Raw genomic sequence first — 18,323 nt, forward strand, 5'->3', positions numbered from 1 at the left:
GCCGCCCACGATTCCCCGGAGCACGCAAGATGGCTGCACGCATTCCCACCCTCGACATCAACCGCTTTGAGAGCGACCGCGACGCGTTCGTCGCCGAGCTGGGCGCGGCCTACCGCGAGTGGGGCTTCGCCGGCATCCGCAACCATGGCATCCCGCAGGCCGAGATCGACGCGGCCTACGACGTGTTCAAGCGCTTCTTCGCCCTGCCGGAAGAGACCAAGAAGAAGTACCACGTGCCCGGCGGCGGCGGCGCGCGCGGCTACACCCCGTTCGGCGTGGAGACCGCCAAGGGCGCCCAGCACTTCGACCTCAAGGAGTTCTGGCACATCGGCCGCGAGATCCCGGACGACTCGAAGTACCGCGAGGTGATGCCGCCGAACCTGTGGCCGGAGGAGGTCCCCGGCTTCCGCGAGCACGGCTACGGCCTGTACCAGGCGCTGGACCGGCTCGGCTCGCGGGTGCTGTCGGCGCTGGCACTGCACATCGGCCTGGCGGAGGACTGGTTCGCCGACAAGACCGACTTCGGCAACTCGATCCTGCGCCCGATCCACTATCCGCCGATCACCGCCGACGACATCCCCAACGTGCGCGCCGGCGCGCACGAGGACATCAACCTGATCACGCTGCTGGTCGGTGCCAGTGCCTCGGGCCTGGAAGTGCTGTCGCGCAAGGGGGAGTGGGTGCCGTTCACCGCCGACGCCGACACCATCGTGGTCAACATCGGCGACATGCTGCAGCGCCTGACCAACCACGTGTACCCGTCGACCACCCACCGCGTGGTCAATCCGCCGGCCGCGGAGGCGCGCAAGCCGCGTTATTCGGTGCCGTTCTTCCTGCACCCGAACCCGGATTTCCTGATCGACGTGCTGCCGTCCACGGTCACCGCCGACAACCCCAGCCGCTATCCCGAGCCGATCACCGCCCAGGGCTACCTGGAGGAGCGGCTGCGCGAGATCAAGCTGAAGTGATCCGCCGTGGTCCGGCCGCGTGCCCCGCGCCACGCGCGCGGGACGGGCGGCCGGGCACGCTATCCTTCCGCGCACCACCAGCCAATCGGAGTCGGACATGCGTCGCAGGATCGTCGCGGGCAACTGGAAGCTGCACGGCACCCGGGCCTTCGCCACCTCGCTGGTCGGCGGGATCGCCGACGGGGCGCCGGTGCCGGGAGTGGAACTGGTGGTCCTGCCGCCGCTGCCCTACCTGGGCGACCTGATCGAGGACTTCGAGGACACGCCGCTGGCCTTCGGTGCCCAGGACGTGAGCAGCAACGAGGAGGGCGCCTACACCGGCGAGGTCTCGGCCCGGATGCTGGTCGACGTCGGCGCCCAATACGGCCTGGTCGGCCACTCGGAGCGGCGCCAGTACCACGGCGAGAGCAGCGAACTGGTGGCGCTGAAGTTCCAGGCCGCGGTCCGGGCCGGGCTGCGGCCGATCCTGTGCGTGGGCGAGGGCCTGGCCCAGCGCGAGGCCGGGCTGACCGAGGATGTGGTCGCCGGGCAGCTGCGGCCGGTGCTGGAACGGGTGGGGGTGGCGGCCTTCGCCGACGCGGTGGTGGCCTACGAGCCGGTCTGGGCGATCGGCACCGGCCGCACCGCCAGCCCGGACCAGGCCCAGGCCGTGCACGCCTTCATCCGTCGCCAGATCGCCGCGCACGATGCTAGAATCGCCGATTCCCTGCCGATCCTGTACGGCGGCAGCGTGAAGCCCGACAACGCCGCCGCGCTCTGTGCGCAGCCGGACGTGGACGGCGGGCTGATTGGCGGCGCCTCGCTGGTGGCCGCGGATTTCCTGGCCATCGCCCGGGCGGCCTCGCCGGCCCCCTAGGCTTCGCTTCAGGGCAATAGTACGGGCCGAGAAGACAAGAGCAACAGACGATGCTGATGACGATCCTCAATGTGGTGTACGTGCTGGTGGCGATCGCGATGATCGCGCTGATCCTGCTCCAGCGCGGCGCCGGCGCCGCGGCCGGGTCCGGCTTCGGGGCGGGCGCCTCGGGCACGGTGTTCGGCGCCCGTGGCGCGTCCAACTTCCTGTCCAAGAGCACCAAGTGGCTGGCCGTGGTGTTCTTCGGCATCAGCCTGTTCATGGCCTGGTACGCGACCCACAGCGCGCGTCCGACCGTCCAGGCCGCGCCGAGCCTGATGAACGAGCAGCCCGCGCCGGTCCAGGGCGGCGCCCCGGCGCCGGGCGAGATGCCGGCGCTGCCGGCCGCTCCGGCCGAGGTGCCGGCCGCCACCCCGGCGGCTCCGGCGCCCGCGCCGGCCGACAGCTCGGTTCCGGCGCCGCAGCCGACCGAGGCTGCGCCGCCCGCGCAGTAAGGCGTACAATGCGCCGCGCCGCGCGGCCGGCGCACGGTTTCATTGCCCAGGTGGCGGAATTGGTAGACGCACTACCTTGAGGTGGTAGCGACGAGAGTCGTAGGGGTTCGAGTCCCCTCTTGGGCACCACATGTGAAAGCCGGCGCGCCATGCGTGCCGGAGGCGGCAAGGCCAAGGCCCGCGCGAAGCGGGCTTTTTTCTTGCTTTCTGCGGCGCTGCGGCAGGGTTGCAAGCGTTTACTCCCGAACGGGGCACCCGCTACAATTCCGCTGCTGTGCACAATCGCAGCGGACACCGGCACATGCGCCCGTCCGCGGCATCGCCGGACCCCCGGCGGCGAGGACGCAACAGGCGCTCCGCGGCCTTCGCGGAAACGGACCCAAGCCCGGCGCGCCGGGCAGAGGCAAGAGAGAACCGCACGTGCTGGCCCAATACCTGCCGACCCTGTTGTTCCTGATCGTGGCCACCGGGATCGGCATCGCGCTGATCATCGTTGGTCGCGTGCTCGGCCCGCGCCGTCCGACCCTGGAGAAGCTGTCACCCTACGAGTGCGGCTTCGAGGCCTTCGAGGACGCGCGCATGAAGTTCGACGTGCGCTACTACCTGATCGCCATCCAGTTCATCGTCTTCGACCTGGAAATCATCTTCATCGTGCCGTGGACCCTCGTGTTCCAGGAACTGGGGCCGCGCGCGCTGGTCACCATGGGCCTGTTCGTCGGGATGCTGTTCCTCGGCTTCGTCTACGTCTGGAAGAAGGGAGCGCTCGAATGGGAGTGATCCAAACCATCGATCGCCTGATGACCAATCCGATCCCGGAAGGGCGGGTTGACGACATCCTGCGCCCCGAGGGCGACAATCCGCTGCTGGAGAAGGGCTACGTCACCACCAGCGTCGACGCGCTGATGAACTGGGCCCGTACCGGTTCGATGTGGCCGATGACCTTCGGCCTGGCCTGCTGCGCGGTGGAGATGATGCACGCCGGCGCCGCGCGCCTGGACCTGGACCGCTACGGTGTCGTGTTCCGGCCGTCGCCGCGCCAGTCCGACGTGATGATCGTGGCCGGCACCCTGGTCAACAAGATGGCCCCGGCGCTGCGCAAGGTCTACGACCAGATGCCCGACCCGAAGTGGGTGATATCGATGGGCAGCTGCGCCAACGGCGGCGGCTACTACCACTACTCCTACTCGGTGGTGCGCGGCTGCGACCGGATCGTGCCGGTGGACATCTACGTGCCGGGCTGCCCGCCCACGGCCGAGGCGCTGGTCTACGGCATCCTGCAGCTGCAGAAGAAGATCTGGCGCACGCAGACCGTCGCGAAAAAGAACACGATCGACCGCTGACCCCCTCCAAGCACCCTCCGGATACGCCAAGCCCCATGGCCGAGCCAGCTGCCTCCTTCGCCCAACGCCTGCGCGACCGTTTCCCGGCCGCGGTGGTGACCGTGGCCGAACCCCGTGGCGAGACCACCCTCGAGGCCGCCGCCCAGGACTGGCTGGACACCTGCCGCGCGCTGCGCGACGAGTTCGGCTTCGAGCAGCTGGTCGCGGTCAGCGGCGTCGACTACATGGGCTACGGCAGCGACGAGTGGGACACCGAGGGCGTGTCCTCCGGCGGCTTCAGCCGCGGCGTGGAAGGCAAGGGCACCGGCCGCTTCGGCTGGGGCGAGCGGCCCAGCCAGGAGGAGGACGGCCGGATCACTCCGGTGGTCGCGCCGCAGCACCGCTTCGCCGCAGTCCTGCACCTGCTGTCCTACGCCAACAACCAGCGCCTGCGCGTGCGCTGCTTCGCGCCCGACGACGCGCTGCCGGTGGTGCCGTCGGTGACCGGCCTGTGGCCGGGCGCCAACTGGTTCGAGCGCGAAGCGTTCGACCTGTACGGCATCGTCTTCGAGGGCCATCCGGACCTGCGCCGGATCCTGACCGACTACGGCTTCGTCGGCCACCCGTTCCGCAAGGACTTCCCGCTGATCGGAAACGTCGAAGTGCGCTACGACGAGGAACGCAAGCGCGTGGTGTACGAGCCGGTCACCTCGGTCGAGCCGCGCGTGGGTGTGCCGCGGGTGATCCGCGACGACTCGCGCTACCAGACCGCGGCCGGCGAGACCGCGCAGCGGGAGGCCGCCAAGTGAGCGCCCAGATGCACGACGACGCCCCGCGGCCCGCCGCCGCCGCTCCCGCCGAGGTTCCCCGGCAGGAGATCCGCAACTACACGATGAACTTCGGCCCGCAGCACCCGGCCGCGCACGGCGTGTTGCGCCTGATCCTGGAGATGGACGGCGAGACCATCGTCCGCGCCGACCCGCACGTGGGCCTGCTGCACCGGGGCACCGAGAAGCTGGCCGAGTCCAAGCCCTTCAACCAGTCGATCGGCTACATGGACCGGCTCGACTACGTGTCGATGATGTGCAACGAGCACGCCTACGTGCGCGCGATCGAGACCCTGCTCGGGATCGAGGCGCCGGAGCGGGCGCAGTACATCCGCACCATGTTCGACGAGATCACCCGGATCCTGAACCACCTGATGTGGCTCGGCTCCAACGCGCTGGACCTGGGCGCGATGGCGGTATTCCTGTACGCGTTCCGCGAGCGCGAGGAGCTGATGGACTGCTACGAGGCGGTCAGCGGCGCGCGCATGCACGCGACCTACTACCGCCCCGGCGGCGTCTACCGCGACCTGCCCGGGCAGATGCCCAAGTACAAGGAGTCGCCCTGGCACAAGGGCGCCAAGCTCAAGCGCTTCAACGAGGCGCGCGAGGGCTCGCTGCTCGACTACCTGGAGCACTTCACCCGCGACTTCCCCAAGCGCGTCGACGAGTACGAGACCCTGCTCACCGACAACCGCATCTGGAAGCAGCGCACCGTCGGCATCGGCGTGGTCACCCCGGAGCAGGCCCGCGCCTGGGGCATGACCGGCGCGATGCTGCGCGGCTCGGGCATCGAGTGGGACCTGCGCAAGAAGCAGCCCTATGCCAAGTACGACGCGGTGGACTTCGACATCCCGGTGGGCAAGGAAGGCGACTGCTACGACCGCTACCTGGTCCGCATCGCCGAGATGCGCCAGTCCAACCGGATCATCGCCCAGTGCGTGCAGTGGCTGAAGGCCAATCCCGGCCCGGTCATGGTCCAGAACTTCAAGGTCGCCCCTCCCAAGCGCGAGGAGATGAAGGACGACATGGAAGCGCTGATCCACCACTTCAAGCTGTTCTCCGAAGGCTATTGCGTGCCGGCCGGCGAGACCTACGCCGCGGTCGAGGCGCCCAAGGGCGAGTTCGGCTGCTACCTGGTCTCCGACGGCGCCAACAAGCCGTTCCGCGTGCACCTGCGCGCCCCGGGCTTCGCGCACCTGTCCTCGATGGACGAGATCGTGCGCGGCCACATGCTGGCCGACGTGGTGGCAATGATCGGTACTTATGACCTTGTGTTTGGTGAGGTGGATCGATGAAGGCCACCGGTAATTTCGAGAACGCGCGCCACGTCGACCCGATGGTCGTCCTGAGCGCCGACACCCGCGCGCACATCGACCACTGGCTGACCAAGTTCCCGCCCGACCGCAAGCGGTCGGCGGTGCTGCAAGGGCTGCACGCGGCCCAGGAACAGAACGGCGGCTGGCTGACCGACGAGTTGATCGCCGGCGTGGCCAAGTACCTGGAGCTGCCGCCGGTGTGGGCCTACGAGGTCGCCACCTTCTATTCGATGTTCGAGACCCAGCAGGTCGGCCGCAACAATGTCGCCTTCTGCACCAACATCAGCTGCTGGCTCAACGGCGCCGAGCAGCTGGTCGCGCACGCGGAGAAGAAGCTCGGCTGCAAGCTGGGCGAATCGACCGCCGACGGCCGCGTCTACCTCAAGCGCGAGGAAGAGTGCGTGGCCGCCTGCTGCGGTGCCCCGGTGGTCGTGATCAACGGCCATTACCACGAGAAGCTCACCGCCGAGAAGGTGGACGAGCTGCTCGACGGACTGAAGTGAGGCCACCCCAGATGGCGCACCACACCCCCAAGGTGTCCGAGGGCTACGGCCCGGTCGGCCCGGCCCCGAAGGAGCACCAGGCGGTCTACACGACGCTGCACTTCGACAAGCCGTGGTCGTACGAGAACTACCTCAAGACCGGCGGCTACCAGGCGCTGCGCAGGATCCTGACCGAGAAGATCCCGCCGGCCGACGTGGTCGAGATGGTCAAGGCGTCGGGCCTGCGCGGCCGCGGCGGCGCTGGCTTCCCGACCGGCCTGAAGTGGAGCTTCATGCCCAAGGGCGACATGCAGAAGTACATCCTCTGCAATTCGGACGAGTCCGAGCCGGGCACCGCCAAGGACCGCGACATCCTGCGCTACAACCCGCACTCGGTGATCGAGGGCATGGCCATCGCCTGCTACGCCACCGGTTCGACCGTGGGCTACAACTACCTGCGCGGCGAGTTCCACCACGAGCCGTTCGAGCACCTGGAGGAGGCCACCGCCGAGGCCTACGCCAACGGCTGGCTGGGCAAGGACATCCTCGGCTCGGGCGTGGACATCGACCTGTACAACGCGCTGGGTGCGGGCGCCTACATCTGCGGCGAAGAGACCGCGCTGATGGAGTCGCTGGAAGGCAAGAAGGGCCAGCCTCGGTTCAAGCCGCCGTTCCCGGCCAACTTCGGCCTGTACGGCCGGCCGACCACGATCAACAACACCGAGACCTACGCCTCGGTGCCGGCGATCGTGCGCAACGGCCCGGAGTGGTTCATGAACCTGGGCAAGCCCAACAACGGCGGCTGCAAGATCTTCTCGGTCTCCGGCCACGTCGCCCGCCCGGGCAACCACGAGATCCGCCTGGGCACGCCGTTCGCCGAGTTGCTGGAGCTGTGTGGCGGCATGCGCGAGGGCAGGAAGATCAAGGGCGTGATCCCGGGCGGCTCGTCGATGCCGGTGCTGCCGGGCGAGACCATGATGGGCCTGACCATGGACTACGACGCGATCCAGAAGGCCGGTTCCGGCCTGGGTTCGGGCGCGGTCGTGGTCATGGACGACACCACCTGCATGGTCCGCGCCTGCCAGCGCATCGCCCGCTTCTACTTCAAGGAAAGCTGCGGCCAGTGCACGCCGTGCCGCGAGGGCACCGGCTGGATGTACCGCATGCTGACCCGGGTAGCCGAGCACAAGGCCACCCTGGAAGACCTGCACACCTTGCGCGCGGCCGCCGGCCAGATCGAGGGCCACACCATCTGCGCCTTCGGCGAGGCCGCGGCGTGGCCGGTGCAGGGCTTCCTGCGCCACTACTGGCACGAGTTCGAGTACGCGATCGTCAACGGCCGCTTCCTGGTCGACGACGAGCGCGACGGGACCGTGGTGCGCTCCAGCCTGGAGGTGGCCGCGTGAGCGCGCAGCCCGTCAATCCGAACCTGCCGCCCGACCACGTCACCGTCTTCATCGACGGGGTTGAGCTGGCCGCGCCCAAGGGCTCGATGATCATCCATGCCGCCGACAAGGCCGGCATCCCGATCCCGCGCTTCTGCTACCACGACAAGCTCGCCGTGGCGGCCAATTGCCGCATGTGCCTGGTCGACACCGAGGTCGGCGGGCGCTCGGCACCGAAGCCGTCGCCGGCCTGCGCCACCCCGGTGATGGACGGCCTGAAGGTCTTCACCCGCAACGAGAAGGCGCTGAAGGCGCAGCGGAACGTGATGGAGTTCCTGCTGATCAATCACCCGCTCGACTGCCCGATCTGCGACCAGGGCGGCGAGTGCGAGCTGCAGGACGTCTCGCTCGGCTACGGCCGTTCGGTCAGCCGCTACGTCGAGCGCAAGCGCGTGGTGCCGGACGAGGACATCGGCCCGCTGGTCGCCACCGAGATGACCCGCTGCATCCAGTGCACCCGTTGCATCCGCTTCACCGGCGAGATCGCGGGCACCTACGAGCTGGGCGGCATGTACCGCGGCGAGAACCTGCAGATCGGCACCTACGACGGCAAGCCGCTGACCACCGAGCTGTCCGGCAACGTCATCGACGTGTGCCCGGTGGGCGCGCTGACCAACAAGGTGTTCCAGTTCCGCGCCCGCCCTTGGGAGCTGACCGCGAAGGAATCGCTCGGCTACCACGACGCGATGGGTTCCAACCTGCACCTGCACGTGCGCCGCGGCGAAGTGCTGCGCACCGTGCCGCGCGACAACGAGGCGGTCAACGAGTGCTGGCTGTCCGACCGCGACCGCTACTCACACCAGGGCCTGTCCGCCGCCGACCGCGCCACCGCGCCGCTGCGCAAGGTGGACGGGCAGTGGCGCGAGGTCTCCTGGGCCGAGGGCCTGGCCGCGGCGACCGAGATCCTGCGCGCGAACCCGGGCGACGCGCTGGGCGTGCTCGCCCATCCGTCGACCTCGAACGAGGAGGGCGGCCTGCTGGCGTTGCTGGCCCGGGAACTGGGCAGTGGCAATGTCGACCACCGCATCGCCGCGCGCGACTTCTCCGACGCCGCTGTGGCCGAGCCGTTCGCATTGCCGCTGGCCGAGGTCGGCCAGGCCGACGTGATCGTGCTGGTCGGCACGAACCTGCGCCATGAACTGCCGCTGCTGCACGCGCGCCTGCGCCAGGCCCAGGTCAAGCGAAATGCGCGCATCCACGCGGTCAACCCGGTGGACTTCGATTTCACCTTCGACCTGGCCGGCAAGGCCATCGTGCCGCCGTCGCGCTTCGCCGAAGCGCTGGGCGACGCCGCGCTGCGCGAAGCGGCCAAGGACGCGACCCGCGCGGTGGTGATCGTCGGCGCGATCGCCGAGAACCATCCGCAGGCGGCCGCGATCCGCGCCGCCGCGCGCGAGTTCGTGACCGCCACCGGCGCCTCGCTGTGCCGGATCCCGCAGGGCGCCAATGCCGTGGGCCTGGCCCGTGCGGGCGTGCTGCCGGCCGCGCGCGACGTGGTCGGGATGTTCGCCGAGCCACGCGCCGCCTACCTGCTGTACGGCATCGAACCTGGCCTGGACTTCGCCGACACCGCTGCTGCGCTGAAGGCGCTGAACGCGGCGCAGGTGGTGGCCTTCAGCCACTTTGCCTGCGAGTCCACCCGCGCGGTGGCCGACGTGATCCTGCCGGTCGGCGCGCTGCCGGAAATCGAGGCGACGCTGACCAACCTGGACGGCATCGAGCAGGCCGCGCACGCCGGCGGCAAGCTGCCGGGCCAGGCCCGCGAGGGCTGGCGCGTGCTGCGCGCGCTGGGCGGCGAACTGGGCCTGCCGGGCTTCGAGTTCACCGACCTGGCCGGCGCGCGCGCGCTGCTGGAGGGCGGGCACCGGGTCGATGTCAGCGCCGGCCGCGCCGGCAACGCCGGCACGGGCGGGCTCGAGCTGGCCCTGGTCCCGGCGATCTACCGCACCGATGCGGTGGTCCGCCGCGCGCCTGCCTTGCAGGCGCATCCGCTCAACGTCGAGGCGCGCATCGTGCTGAACCCGGCCGATGCCGGCGTCGCCGGCCTGGCCGGCGGCACGGTGGCCAAGGTCAGGGGCGCCAGCGGCACGGCGACGCTGCCGGTGGAAGTGGACGACCGCGTCGCGGCGGGCGTGGCATGGATCGAGGGCGGCCACGGCGCCACCGCGCCGCTGGGCGCGGGCCGGGTCGAGGTGGTGAAGGCATGAACGAGCTGCTGATCAACGCGGTCGCCCCGCTGCGCGAATGGTTCTTCGGGCTGGGCGAGCTCGGCCCGGCGATCTGGATCGTGCTCAAGATCCTGGCGATCGCCATGCCGGTGATCATCTCGGTGGCGTTCTACGTGGTCTGGGAACGCAAGCTGATCGGCTGGATGCACGTGCGCCACGGGCCGATGTACGTGGGCATGGGCATCTTCCAGGCCTTCGCCGACGTGTTCAAGCTGCTGTTCAAGGAAGTCATCCAGCCTTCCAGCGCGCACAAGACCATGTACCTGCTGGCGCCGCTGATCGTGCTGGCGCCGGCGTTCGCGGCCTGGGCGGTGGTTCCGCTCGACTACCAGCTGGTCCTGTCCAACGCCAATGCTGGCCTGCTGTATCTGCTGGCGATGACCTCGCTGGGCGTGTACGGCGTGATCATCGCCGGCTGGGCCTCGAACTCGAAGTACGCGTTCCTGGGCGCGATGCGCTCGGCCGCGCAGGTGGTCAGCTACGAGATCGCGATGGGCTTCGCCCTGGTCGGCGTGATGATCGCCGCCGGCAGCCTGAACCTGAGCGAGATCGTGCTGGCGCAGTCGGGCAACGCCGGCTTCTTCGAGTGGTTCTGGCTGCCGCTGCTGCCGCTGTTCGTCGTCTACTGGGTGTCGGGCGTGGCCGAGACCAATCGCGCGCCGTTCGACGTGGTCGAGGGCGAGTCGGAGATCGTGGCCGGGCACATGGTCGAGTATTCGGGCTCCGCGTTCGCGCTGTTCTTCCTGGCCGAGTACGCCAACATGATCCTGGTCAGCTTCCTGATCACGATCTTCTTCATGGGCGGCTGGCTGAGCCCGATCCAGGGCTGGGTCACCGGCGACGTGTCGCCGTGGATCGACTGGATCTGGAAGGGCGGCTGGCCGTGGACGCTGCTGAAGGTGTTCTTCTTCGCCAGCGCCTACATCTGGTTCCGCGCCAGCTTCCCGCGCTACCGCTACGACCAGATCATGCGCCTGGGCTGGAAGGTCTTCATACCGATCACGATCGCCTGGATCGCGGTCACCGCGCTGCTGGTGTTCTATGGCGTGTTCGAGAAGGGCGCCTGACCGATGAACAAAGTCGTCCACTACTTCAAGAGCCTGATGCTGCTGGAGCTGCTCCAGGGCCTGGGGCTGACCTTCCGGTACCTGTTCCGTCCCAAGTACACGCTGATGTACCCGATGGAGAAGTTCCCGCAGTCGCCGCGCTTCCGCGGCCTGCACGCGCTGCGCCGCTACCCGAACGGCGAGGAGCGCTGCATCGCCTGCAAGCTGTGCGAGGCGGTGTGCCCGGCGCTGGCCATCACCATCGATTCGACCCGGCGCGAGGACGGCACCCGCCGCACCACGCGCTACGACATCGACCTGTTCAAGTGCATCTACTGCGGCTTCTGCGAGGAAAGCTGCCCGGTGGATTCGATCGTGGAGACGCACGTGCTGGAGTACCACTTCGAGAAGCGCGGCGAGAACATCGTCACCAAGCCGCAGCTGCTGGCGATCGGCGACCGCCTGGAGGCGGAGATCGCCGAGCGCCGCGCCGCCGACGCCGCCTACCGCTGAGGCCACGATGGACTGGATCAAGATCGCCTTCTACGCCTTCGCCGCCACCGCGGTCGTATCCGCCGGCGCCGTGATCAGCGTGCGCAACCCGGTCAACGCGGTGCTGTGCCTGATCCTCACCTTCTTCTCGGTGGCCTGCGTGTGGCTGCTGGTCGGCGCCGAGTTCCTCGGCGTGGCCCTGATCCTGGTCTACGTCGGCGCGGTGATGGTGCTGTTCCTGTTCGTGGTGATGATGCTGGACATCGACGTGGCCGCCCTGCGCGAGGGTTGGGTGAAGTTCCTGCCGGTCGGGCTGCTGGTCGCGGTGGTGATGCTGGTGCAGATGCTGGCCCTGATCGGGGTGAAGGCCCGCGCCGCCGCGCCGTTCCCGGACAACGCCGCCTCGGCCGCCGCCGACCTGTCCAACACCAAGTGGCTGGCCGGTTACCTGTTCACCGACTTCATCCTGCCGTTCGAGTTCGCCGCGGTGATCCTGACCGTGGCGGTGATCGCGGCGGTGATGATCACCCTGCGCAAGCGCACCGGGATCAAGACCCAGAACCCGTCCGAGCAGTCGCGGGTCAAGGCCGGCGACCGCCTGCGGATGGTGTCGATGCCGGCGGAGAAGCCGGCGCCGGCCGCCGCGCCGGCGGAAGGGGAGGGCCAGGCATGATCGGCATTACTCTCGGACACCTGCTCGCGCTCGGCGCGGTCCTGTTCTGCATCAGCATGGCCGGCATCTTCCTCAACCGGAAGAACGTCATCGTCCTGCTGATGTCGATCGAGCTGATGCTGTTGGCGGTCAACATCAACTTCATCGCGTTCTCGCGCGAGCTGGGCGATGCGGCCGGGCAGATCTTCGTGTTCTTCATCCTGACGGTGGCCGCCGCGGAGGCGGCCATCGGCCTGGCGATCCTGGTCGCGCTGTTCCGTACCCGCGGCACGATCAACGTCGGCGAGGTGGATACGCTCAAGGGCTGAGCCCGATCGAACCACTGGTTCGATCGGGCTCAACGCCCGGCCATGGATGGCCGGGCAGGGTTCTCCGGAGCCCACGCGGTACCGCCATGGATGGCGGGGAACCAACGATTGCACGGCGCTTCGGCTTTGAAGCAGCCACCCGGCAAGGCAGCGCGCCGGCAGAAGTTTGGAAGTTGCGGCATGCGCCCGCGGCGGACCCCGGTCCGCGCGGCCGGAAGCATCGACAGGCACGTACTGGAACAGACGGCACACCATGATCATCTCCAAAACCCACCTGCTGCTGATCGTGCTGGCCCCGTTGCTGGGCAGCATCATCGCGGGTCTGTTCGGACGCCAGGTCGGCCGCAAGGGCGCGCAGTTCGCGACGATCCTCGGCGTGGCGGTCAGCTGTGCGCTGTCGTCCTGGGTGCTGTACCAGCTGGTGGCCGGCGGCGCCTCGCCGTTCAACCAGAACGTCTACACCTTCTTCGAGGTGGGCAATTACTCGGCCCATGTCGGCTTCATGGTCGACCGCCTGAGCGCCATGATGATGGTGGTGGTCACCTTCGTCTCGCTGCTGGTCCACATCTACACCATCGGCTACATGGCCGACGACCCGGGTTACCAGCGCTTCTTCAGCTACATCTCGCTGTTCACCTTCAGCATGCTGATGCTGGTGATGAGCAACAACTTCCTGCAGCTGTTCTTCGGCTGGGAAGCGGTGGGCCTGGTCTCGTACCTGCTGATCGGCTTCTGGTTCAAGCGGCCGAGCGCGGTGTTCGCCAACATGAAGGCGTTCCTGGTCAACCGCGTGGGCGACTTCGGCTTCCTGCTGGGCATCGCCGGCGTGCTGCTGTGGTTCGGCACCCTGGACTACGCCACCGTGTTCGCCAAGGCGCCGGAGCTGCGGGGTGCCTACGTGCAGATCTTCGAGGGACACGCCTGGAGCGTGGCCACGATCATCTGCGTATGCCTGTTCATCGGCGCGATGGGCAAGTCGGCGCAGGTGCCGCTGCACGTCTGGCTGCCGGACTCGATGGAAGGCCCGACCCCGATCTCGGCGCTGATCCATGCCGCGACGATGGTGACCGCGGGCATCTTCATGGTCGCGCGCATGTCGCCGCTGTTCGAGCTTTCGGACGCCGCGCTGGCCTTCGTGCTGTTCGTCGGCGCGACCACCGCGTTCTTCATGGGTCTGATCGGCATCGTCCAGAACGACATCAAGCGCGTGGTCGCCTATTCGACCCTGTCGCAGCTGGGCTACATGACCGTGGCGCTGGGCGTGTCGGCGTATTCCGGCGCGGTGTACCACCTGATGACCCACGCCTTCTTCAAGGCACTGCTGTTCCTGGCGGCCGGCTCGGTGATCATCGGCATGCACCACGAGCAGGACATGCGCAAGATGGGTGGCCTGCGCAAGTACATGCCGATCACCTACTGGACCAGCGTGCTCGGCACCCTGGCCTTGATCGGCACGCCGTTCTTCTCCGGCTTCTACTCCAAGGACACGATCATCGAGGCCGCTGCGCACCACGCGCACGCCGTCGACGGCGCGACGGGCTGGGCATGGTTCATCCCCAACTATGCCTACTGGGCGGTGCTGGGCGGCGTGATCGTGACCAGCTTCTACAGCTTCCGCCTGCTGTTCCTGACCTTCCACGGCCGGGAGCGCTTCCGCGACCCGCAGGTCGAGCACGTCCAGTCGCACGGCGCCTCGGCGCATACCGACGCCGAGGCGCAGGTCCACGCGCACGACGACGGTGACCACGGCCATGGCAGCCACGACGACCATGGCCACCATGGCTCGCACGAACCGCATGAATCGCCCTGGGTGGTGACCGTGCCGCTGATCCTGCTGGCGATTCCGTCGGTGCTGATCGGCTTCTTCACCGCCGGTCCGATGCTGTTCGGCACCGACTGGCTGGGTGCCCGCCATGAAGCGGCGATCCCGGGTCAGCTGGTGACCTACTTCACCGGTGCCATCGACTTCATCGATCCTGCGCGCGACACCGTCGCCGCGGTCGGCGAGGAGTACTGGCACGGTCCGGTCGCCTACGCCCTGCACGGCATGCTGATGCCGGCGTTCTGGCTGACCGTGGCCGGCTTCCTGCTGGCGGCGCTGCTGTACCTGTGGAAGCCGGACCTGGCCGGCCGCGCGCGCCGCGCGTTCGCGCCGGTGGTGCGGGTCCTCGAGGAGAAGTACGGCTTCGACAAGCTGTGGATCGACGGCTTCGCCGCCGGTGGCGTCAAGCTGGGCCGGATCTCGCGCTGGATCGACAGCACCGTGATCGACGGCTTCTTCGTCAACGGCAGCGCGCGCGTGGTCGACCTGGCGGCGACCCTGCTGCGCCGCACCCAATCCGGTTACCTCTACCACTACGCCTTCGCCATGATCATCGGCCTGATCGCACTTCTGGCCGTGCTCATGCGTTTCTGGCAATGACCGCACGGAAGAACGAGACGTGGCGAACACGCATCTGCTGAGTGTCCTGATCTGGCTGCCGGTCATCGGTGGCGCGCTGATCCTCGCCCTGGGCGAGGCGCGCGCGTCGGCCGCCCGCTGGGCCTCCGTGACGGTGGCCCTGGTCACCTTCCTGGCCAGCCTGCGGCTGCTGACCGGCTTCGACTACGCCGACCCGGGCATGCAGTTCGTCGAACGGCACGCCTGGATCCCGGCCTGGGGCATCCACTACAACCTGGGCGTGGACGGCATTGCGATCGCGCTGATCCTGCTGACCACCCTGGTCGGCCTGCTCGCGCTGATCGGCGCCTGGGGCGTGGTCAACAAGCGCGTGCACCAGTACGTGGCCTCGTTCCTGATCCTGCAGGGCGTGACCGTCGGCATCTTCGCCGCCACCGACGCGATCCTGTTCTACGTGTTCTTCGAGGCGATGCTGATCCCGATGTTCCTGATCATCGGCGTCTGGGGCGGGCCGCGCCGCATCTACGCGGCGATGAAGTTCTTCCTGTACACCTTCCTCGGCTCGGTGCTGATGCTGGTGGCGCTGGTCTACCTGTACATCAAGGGCGGCAGCTTCCAGCTCGCCGACCTGTACGCGCTGCCGCTCACGGCCAGGGAACAGACCTGGATCTTCTTCGCCTTCATGATCGCCTTCGCGGTCAAGGTGCCGATGTTCCCGGTCCACACCTGGTTGCCTGACGCGCACGTGGAGGCGCCGACCGCCGGTTCGGTGATCCTGGCGGCGATCGCGCTGAAGATCGGCGGCTACGGCTTCCTGCGCTTCAACCTGCCGATCACCCCGGACGCCGGCCACGAGTGGGCCTGGCTGGTGATCGCGCTGTCGCTGATCGCGGTGGTCTACGTCGGCCTGGTCGCGCTGGTCCAGGACGACATGAAGAAGCTGGTCGCGTACTCATCGGTCGCACACATGGGCTTCGTCACCCTGGGCACCTTCATCGTCTTCACCCTGGTCCGCGACTTCGGCTCGCTCGACGCGGCGCGGCTGGGCCTGCAGGGCGCGATGGTGCAGATGGTCTCGCACGGCTTCGTCTCCGGCGCGATGTTCACCTGCATCGGCGTCCTCTATGACCGCATGCACAGCCGCCGCATCTCCGACTACGGCGGCGTGGCCAACGTGATGCCGTGGTTCGCCGCCTTCGCCATGCTGTTCTTCATGGCCAACGCGGGCCTGCCGGGTACCAGCGGCTTCGTCGGCGAGTTCATGGTGATCCTGGCCAGCTTCCAGAAGCACCCGGTCATCGCGTTCCTGGCCGCTACCACCCTGGTGATCACCGCCGCCTACACCCTGTGGCTCTACAAGCGGGTGTTCTTCGGCGAGGTCGGCAATGCGCACGTGGCCGAGATGAAGGACCTCGACACCCGCGAGACGCTGGTCCTGGGCGTGTTCGCCGCCGGCGTGCTGCTGCTGGGCGTGTGGCCCAAGCCGCTGACCGACCTGATGGAGCCGTCGATCGCGCAACTGGCGATCCAGATCGCCACCAGCAAGCTGTAAGGATTTCCCGAAGATGACCATCCCCTCTGCCATGCCGACCGCCGCCGACCTGCTGCCGCTGCTGCCGGAGCTGGTGCTGATCGGCGGCGCCTTCACCCTGCTGATCGCCGACCTGTTCATCGAGGCCCGGCACAAGGTCTGGACCCACTTCCTGTCGGTGCTGATCCTGGTGGTGGTGCTGGCGATGCTGGCCACCGGCACGGGCGGGCAGGGCACGGTGTTCAACGGCATGTTCGTGCGCGATACCGCCGCCGACGTGATGAAGCTGGCGATCGTGCTGATGAGCGGCCTAACCCTGGTCTATGGCTGGAGCTACCTGCGCGAGCGCAAGCTGTACCAGGGCGAGATCCCGGTGCTGGTGCTGTTCGCCACCGCCGGCATGATGATGCTGGTCTCGGCCGGCAGCCTGGTCATGGTCTACCTGGGCCTGGAACTGCTGGCGCTGTGCTCCTACGCGCTGGTCGCCGCCGACCGCGACAACGGCAAGGCCACCGAGGCGGCGATGAAGTACATCGTGCTCGGCTCGCTGGCTTCGGGCCTGCTGCTGTACGGCATGTCGCTGCTCTACGGCGCCACCGGCACCCTGCACCTGGACGCGATCAACGCCGCCATCGCCACCTCAGACGAGCGCACCTTGCTGCTGACCGGCACGGTGTTCATGGTCGCCGGCGTGGCGTTCAAGCTCGGCGCCGCGCCGTTCCACATGTGGCTGCCGGACGTGTACCAGGGCGCCACCGCGCCGGTCGCGCTGTTCGTCAGTTCGGCGCCCAAGCTGGCCGCCTTCGGCATGGCCTGGCGCCTGCTGGAAACGGGCGTGGGCCCGCTGGCTGACGAATGGAAGTGGCTGCTGGCCGGCCTGGCCGCGATCTCGCTGGTGGTCGGCAACCTGATGGCCATCGCCCAGTCCAATCTCAAGCGCATGCTGGCGTACTCGACCGTTTCGCACATCGGCTTCCTGCTGATGGGCCTGGCCGGCGGCGACGAGCGCGGCTACGCGGCGGCGCTGTTCTACGCGATCGCCTACGCGCTGATGTCGACCGCGGCCTTCGGCGCGATCATCGCGCTGTCGCGGCAGGGCTTCGAGGCCGAGAACATCGACGACTTCAAGGGCCTGAACGCGCGCAACCCGTGGATGGCGGGCCTGGTCCTCTGCATCATGGCCTCGCTGGCCGGCGTGCCGCCGTTCCTGGGCTTCTGGACCAAGCTGGCGGTGCTCGGCGCGGCGGTGCAGGGCGGGATGCTGTGGCTGGCGCTGCTGGGCGTGGCCTGCGCGGTGGTCGGCGCGTTCTACTACCTGCGCGTGATCAAGGTGATGTACTTCGACGAGCCGGTCGGCGCGCCGCTGCCGGCGCACAACGACCGCGTGCTGGGCATCGTCCTGGGCGTGAACTCGCTGGCGCTGCTGGTGCTGCCGCTGGGCCTGAATCCGATCCTGGCGTGGTGCCAGCGCGCATTCATGTGATTCCAGTGTCGGCCTCAGGGTCGGCACGAGACATCCAGGCGATCCAGGGAAGCCCCCGGTGCCAGAGCATCGGGGGTTCTTCTTTTGCACGACCGTCATTACGGCAACCGCAACGGCAGGGTCAAAAGCGCCGGGTGTGGTCAGCTTCGTGCTGAGCCGTGGCAGGCCGGGAGTATTGCGGTCGTCTCGACGGCACATCCCTGTGCCGACTCGCCGACGCGGCCATCCCTGGCCGCTGCCGCAATACTCCCGGCCCGCCACGTCTTCGGGAGCTTCCAGGTCGTGGCTCCGTTCACAGACGATTAGCAGCGCACGGCTTTCTGTAGGAGCGGGCATGACCGCGACCCGACGCCGTCGGCCCAGGCGACGCCCTCATGATTCCGACGCCCGTGTCGCGGTCATGCCCGCTCCTACAGAAGGCGGCGCCTTCATGGGTTTACCCCCTCCCTTTCGC

Annotated in this window: 17 protein-coding genes and 1 tRNA gene; all 18 read left to right on the forward strand. The window is 68.3% G+C overall.

Annotated features, from left to right (window positions below):
• Window positions 1–29 precede the first annotated feature (29 nt).
• The 18 genes from WQ53_RS14020 to nuoN all read left to right on the forward strand — a co-directional run bounded on the left by WQ53_RS14020 (window position 30) and on the right by nuoN (window position 17,869).
• On the forward strand, window positions 30–968 hold the full coding sequence (locus tag WQ53_RS14020; protein ID WP_052633329.1) for an isopenicillin N synthase family dioxygenase: 939 nt from the start codon (window positions 30–32) through the stop codon (window positions 966–968).
• Window positions 969–1,065: 97 nt separating this feature from the next.
• Window positions 1,066–1,824 (forward strand): triose-phosphate isomerase, encoded by a 759-nt coding sequence (tpiA, locus tag WQ53_RS14025; RefSeq protein ID WP_052633330.1) that lies wholly within the window; start codon window positions 1,066–1,068, stop codon window positions 1,822–1,824.
• A 50-nt stretch (window positions 1,825–1,874) separates the two neighbouring features.
• Complete coding sequence (gene secG / locus WQ53_RS14030; RefSeq protein WP_052633331.1) at window positions 1,875–2,318, forward strand: preprotein translocase subunit SecG; 444 nt, start codon at window positions 1,875–1,877, stop codon at window positions 2,316–2,318.
• Window positions 2,319–2,362: 44 nt separating this feature from the next.
• Window positions 2,363–2,447: transfer RNA gene (locus WQ53_RS14035), tRNA-Leu, on the forward strand.
• Between the two features lie 291 nt (window positions 2,448–2,738).
• Window positions 2,739–3,095 carry an NADH-quinone oxidoreductase subunit A gene (locus WQ53_RS14040; RefSeq protein ID WP_052633332.1) on the forward strand — a complete coding sequence of 119 codons (357 nt, stop codon included), beginning with the start codon at window positions 2,739–2,741 and terminating at the stop codon, window positions 3,093–3,095.
• A complete protein-coding gene (locus WQ53_RS14045; RefSeq protein WP_052633333.1) occupies window positions 3,086–3,658 on the forward strand; it encodes a NuoB/complex I 20 kDa subunit family protein in 573 nt (190 codons plus the stop codon). Before WQ53_RS14040 ends, WQ53_RS14045 begins: the two co-directional genes overlap by 10 nt.
• Window positions 3,659–3,693: 35 nt before the next feature.
• Window positions 3,694–4,446, forward strand: coding sequence for an NADH-quinone oxidoreductase subunit C (locus WQ53_RS14050; RefSeq protein WP_052633334.1), 753 nt, complete (start codon window positions 3,694–3,696; stop codon window positions 4,444–4,446).
• A gap of 8 nt (window positions 4,447–4,454) precedes the next feature.
• Window positions 4,455–5,759 carry an NADH-quinone oxidoreductase subunit D gene (locus tag WQ53_RS14055; protein ID WP_052633335.1) on the forward strand — a complete coding sequence of 435 codons (1,305 nt, stop codon included), beginning with the start codon at window positions 4,455–4,457 and terminating at the stop codon, window positions 5,757–5,759.
• Window positions 5,756–6,283, forward strand: coding sequence for an NADH-quinone oxidoreductase subunit NuoE (gene nuoE, locus WQ53_RS14060; protein WP_052633336.1), 528 nt, complete (start codon window positions 5,756–5,758; stop codon window positions 6,281–6,283). The genes WQ53_RS14055 and nuoE overlap by 4 nt, the downstream gene beginning before the upstream one ends.
• 11 nt (window positions 6,284–6,294) lie before the next feature.
• Window positions 6,295–7,668, forward strand: coding sequence for an NADH-quinone oxidoreductase subunit NuoF (gene nuoF, locus WQ53_RS14065; RefSeq protein WP_052633337.1), 1,374 nt, complete (start codon window positions 6,295–6,297; stop codon window positions 7,666–7,668).
• Window positions 7,665–9,914: an NADH-quinone oxidoreductase subunit NuoG gene (gene nuoG, locus WQ53_RS14070; RefSeq protein WP_052633338.1), complete on the forward strand. Its 2,250-nt coding sequence runs from the start codon at window positions 7,665–7,667 to the stop codon at window positions 9,912–9,914. The genes nuoF and nuoG overlap by 4 nt, the downstream gene beginning before the upstream one ends.
• Window positions 9,911–11,002: an NADH-quinone oxidoreductase subunit NuoH gene (nuoH, locus tag WQ53_RS14075; protein WP_052633339.1), complete on the forward strand. Its 1,092-nt coding sequence runs from the start codon at window positions 9,911–9,913 to the stop codon at window positions 11,000–11,002. The genes nuoG and nuoH overlap by 4 nt, the downstream gene beginning before the upstream one ends.
• Window positions 11,003–11,005: 3 nt before the next feature.
• The gene (nuoI, locus tag WQ53_RS14080; RefSeq protein ID WP_052633340.1) at window positions 11,006–11,494 is read left to right on the forward strand and encodes an NADH-quinone oxidoreductase subunit NuoI; all 489 of its coding nucleotides are present in this window, start codon (window positions 11,006–11,008) and stop codon (window positions 11,492–11,494) included.
• Between the two features lie 7 nt (window positions 11,495–11,501).
• On the forward strand, window positions 11,502–12,146 hold the full coding sequence (locus tag WQ53_RS14085; RefSeq protein WP_052633341.1) for an NADH-quinone oxidoreductase subunit J: 645 nt from the start codon (window positions 11,502–11,504) through the stop codon (window positions 12,144–12,146).
• Complete coding sequence (gene nuoK / locus WQ53_RS14090; protein ID WP_052633342.1) at window positions 12,143–12,454, forward strand: NADH-quinone oxidoreductase subunit NuoK; 312 nt, start codon at window positions 12,143–12,145, stop codon at window positions 12,452–12,454. Before WQ53_RS14085 ends, nuoK begins: the two co-directional genes overlap by 4 nt.
• Before the next feature lie 253 nt (window positions 12,455–12,707).
• Window positions 12,708–14,876, forward strand: a complete 2,169-nt coding sequence (gene nuoL / locus WQ53_RS14095) for an NADH-quinone oxidoreductase subunit L (RefSeq protein ID WP_052633343.1) — start codon at window positions 12,708–12,710, stop codon at window positions 14,874–14,876.
• Between the two features lie 19 nt (window positions 14,877–14,895).
• The gene (locus tag WQ53_RS14100; protein WP_052633344.1) at window positions 14,896–16,407 is read left to right on the forward strand and encodes an NADH-quinone oxidoreductase subunit M; all 1,512 of its coding nucleotides are present in this window, start codon (window positions 14,896–14,898) and stop codon (window positions 16,405–16,407) included.
• Between the two features lie 13 nt (window positions 16,408–16,420).
• The gene (gene nuoN, locus WQ53_RS14105; protein WP_052633345.1) at window positions 16,421–17,869 is read left to right on the forward strand and encodes an NADH-quinone oxidoreductase subunit NuoN; all 1,449 of its coding nucleotides are present in this window, start codon (window positions 16,421–16,423) and stop codon (window positions 17,867–17,869) included.
• The last annotated feature ends 454 nt before the right edge of the window (window positions 17,870–18,323 follow it).

The sequence above is a fragment of the Pseudoxanthomonas suwonensis genome, assembly GCF_000972865.1.
Classification (GTDB): domain Bacteria; phylum Pseudomonadota; class Gammaproteobacteria; order Xanthomonadales; family Xanthomonadaceae; genus Pseudoxanthomonas; species Pseudoxanthomonas suwonensis_B.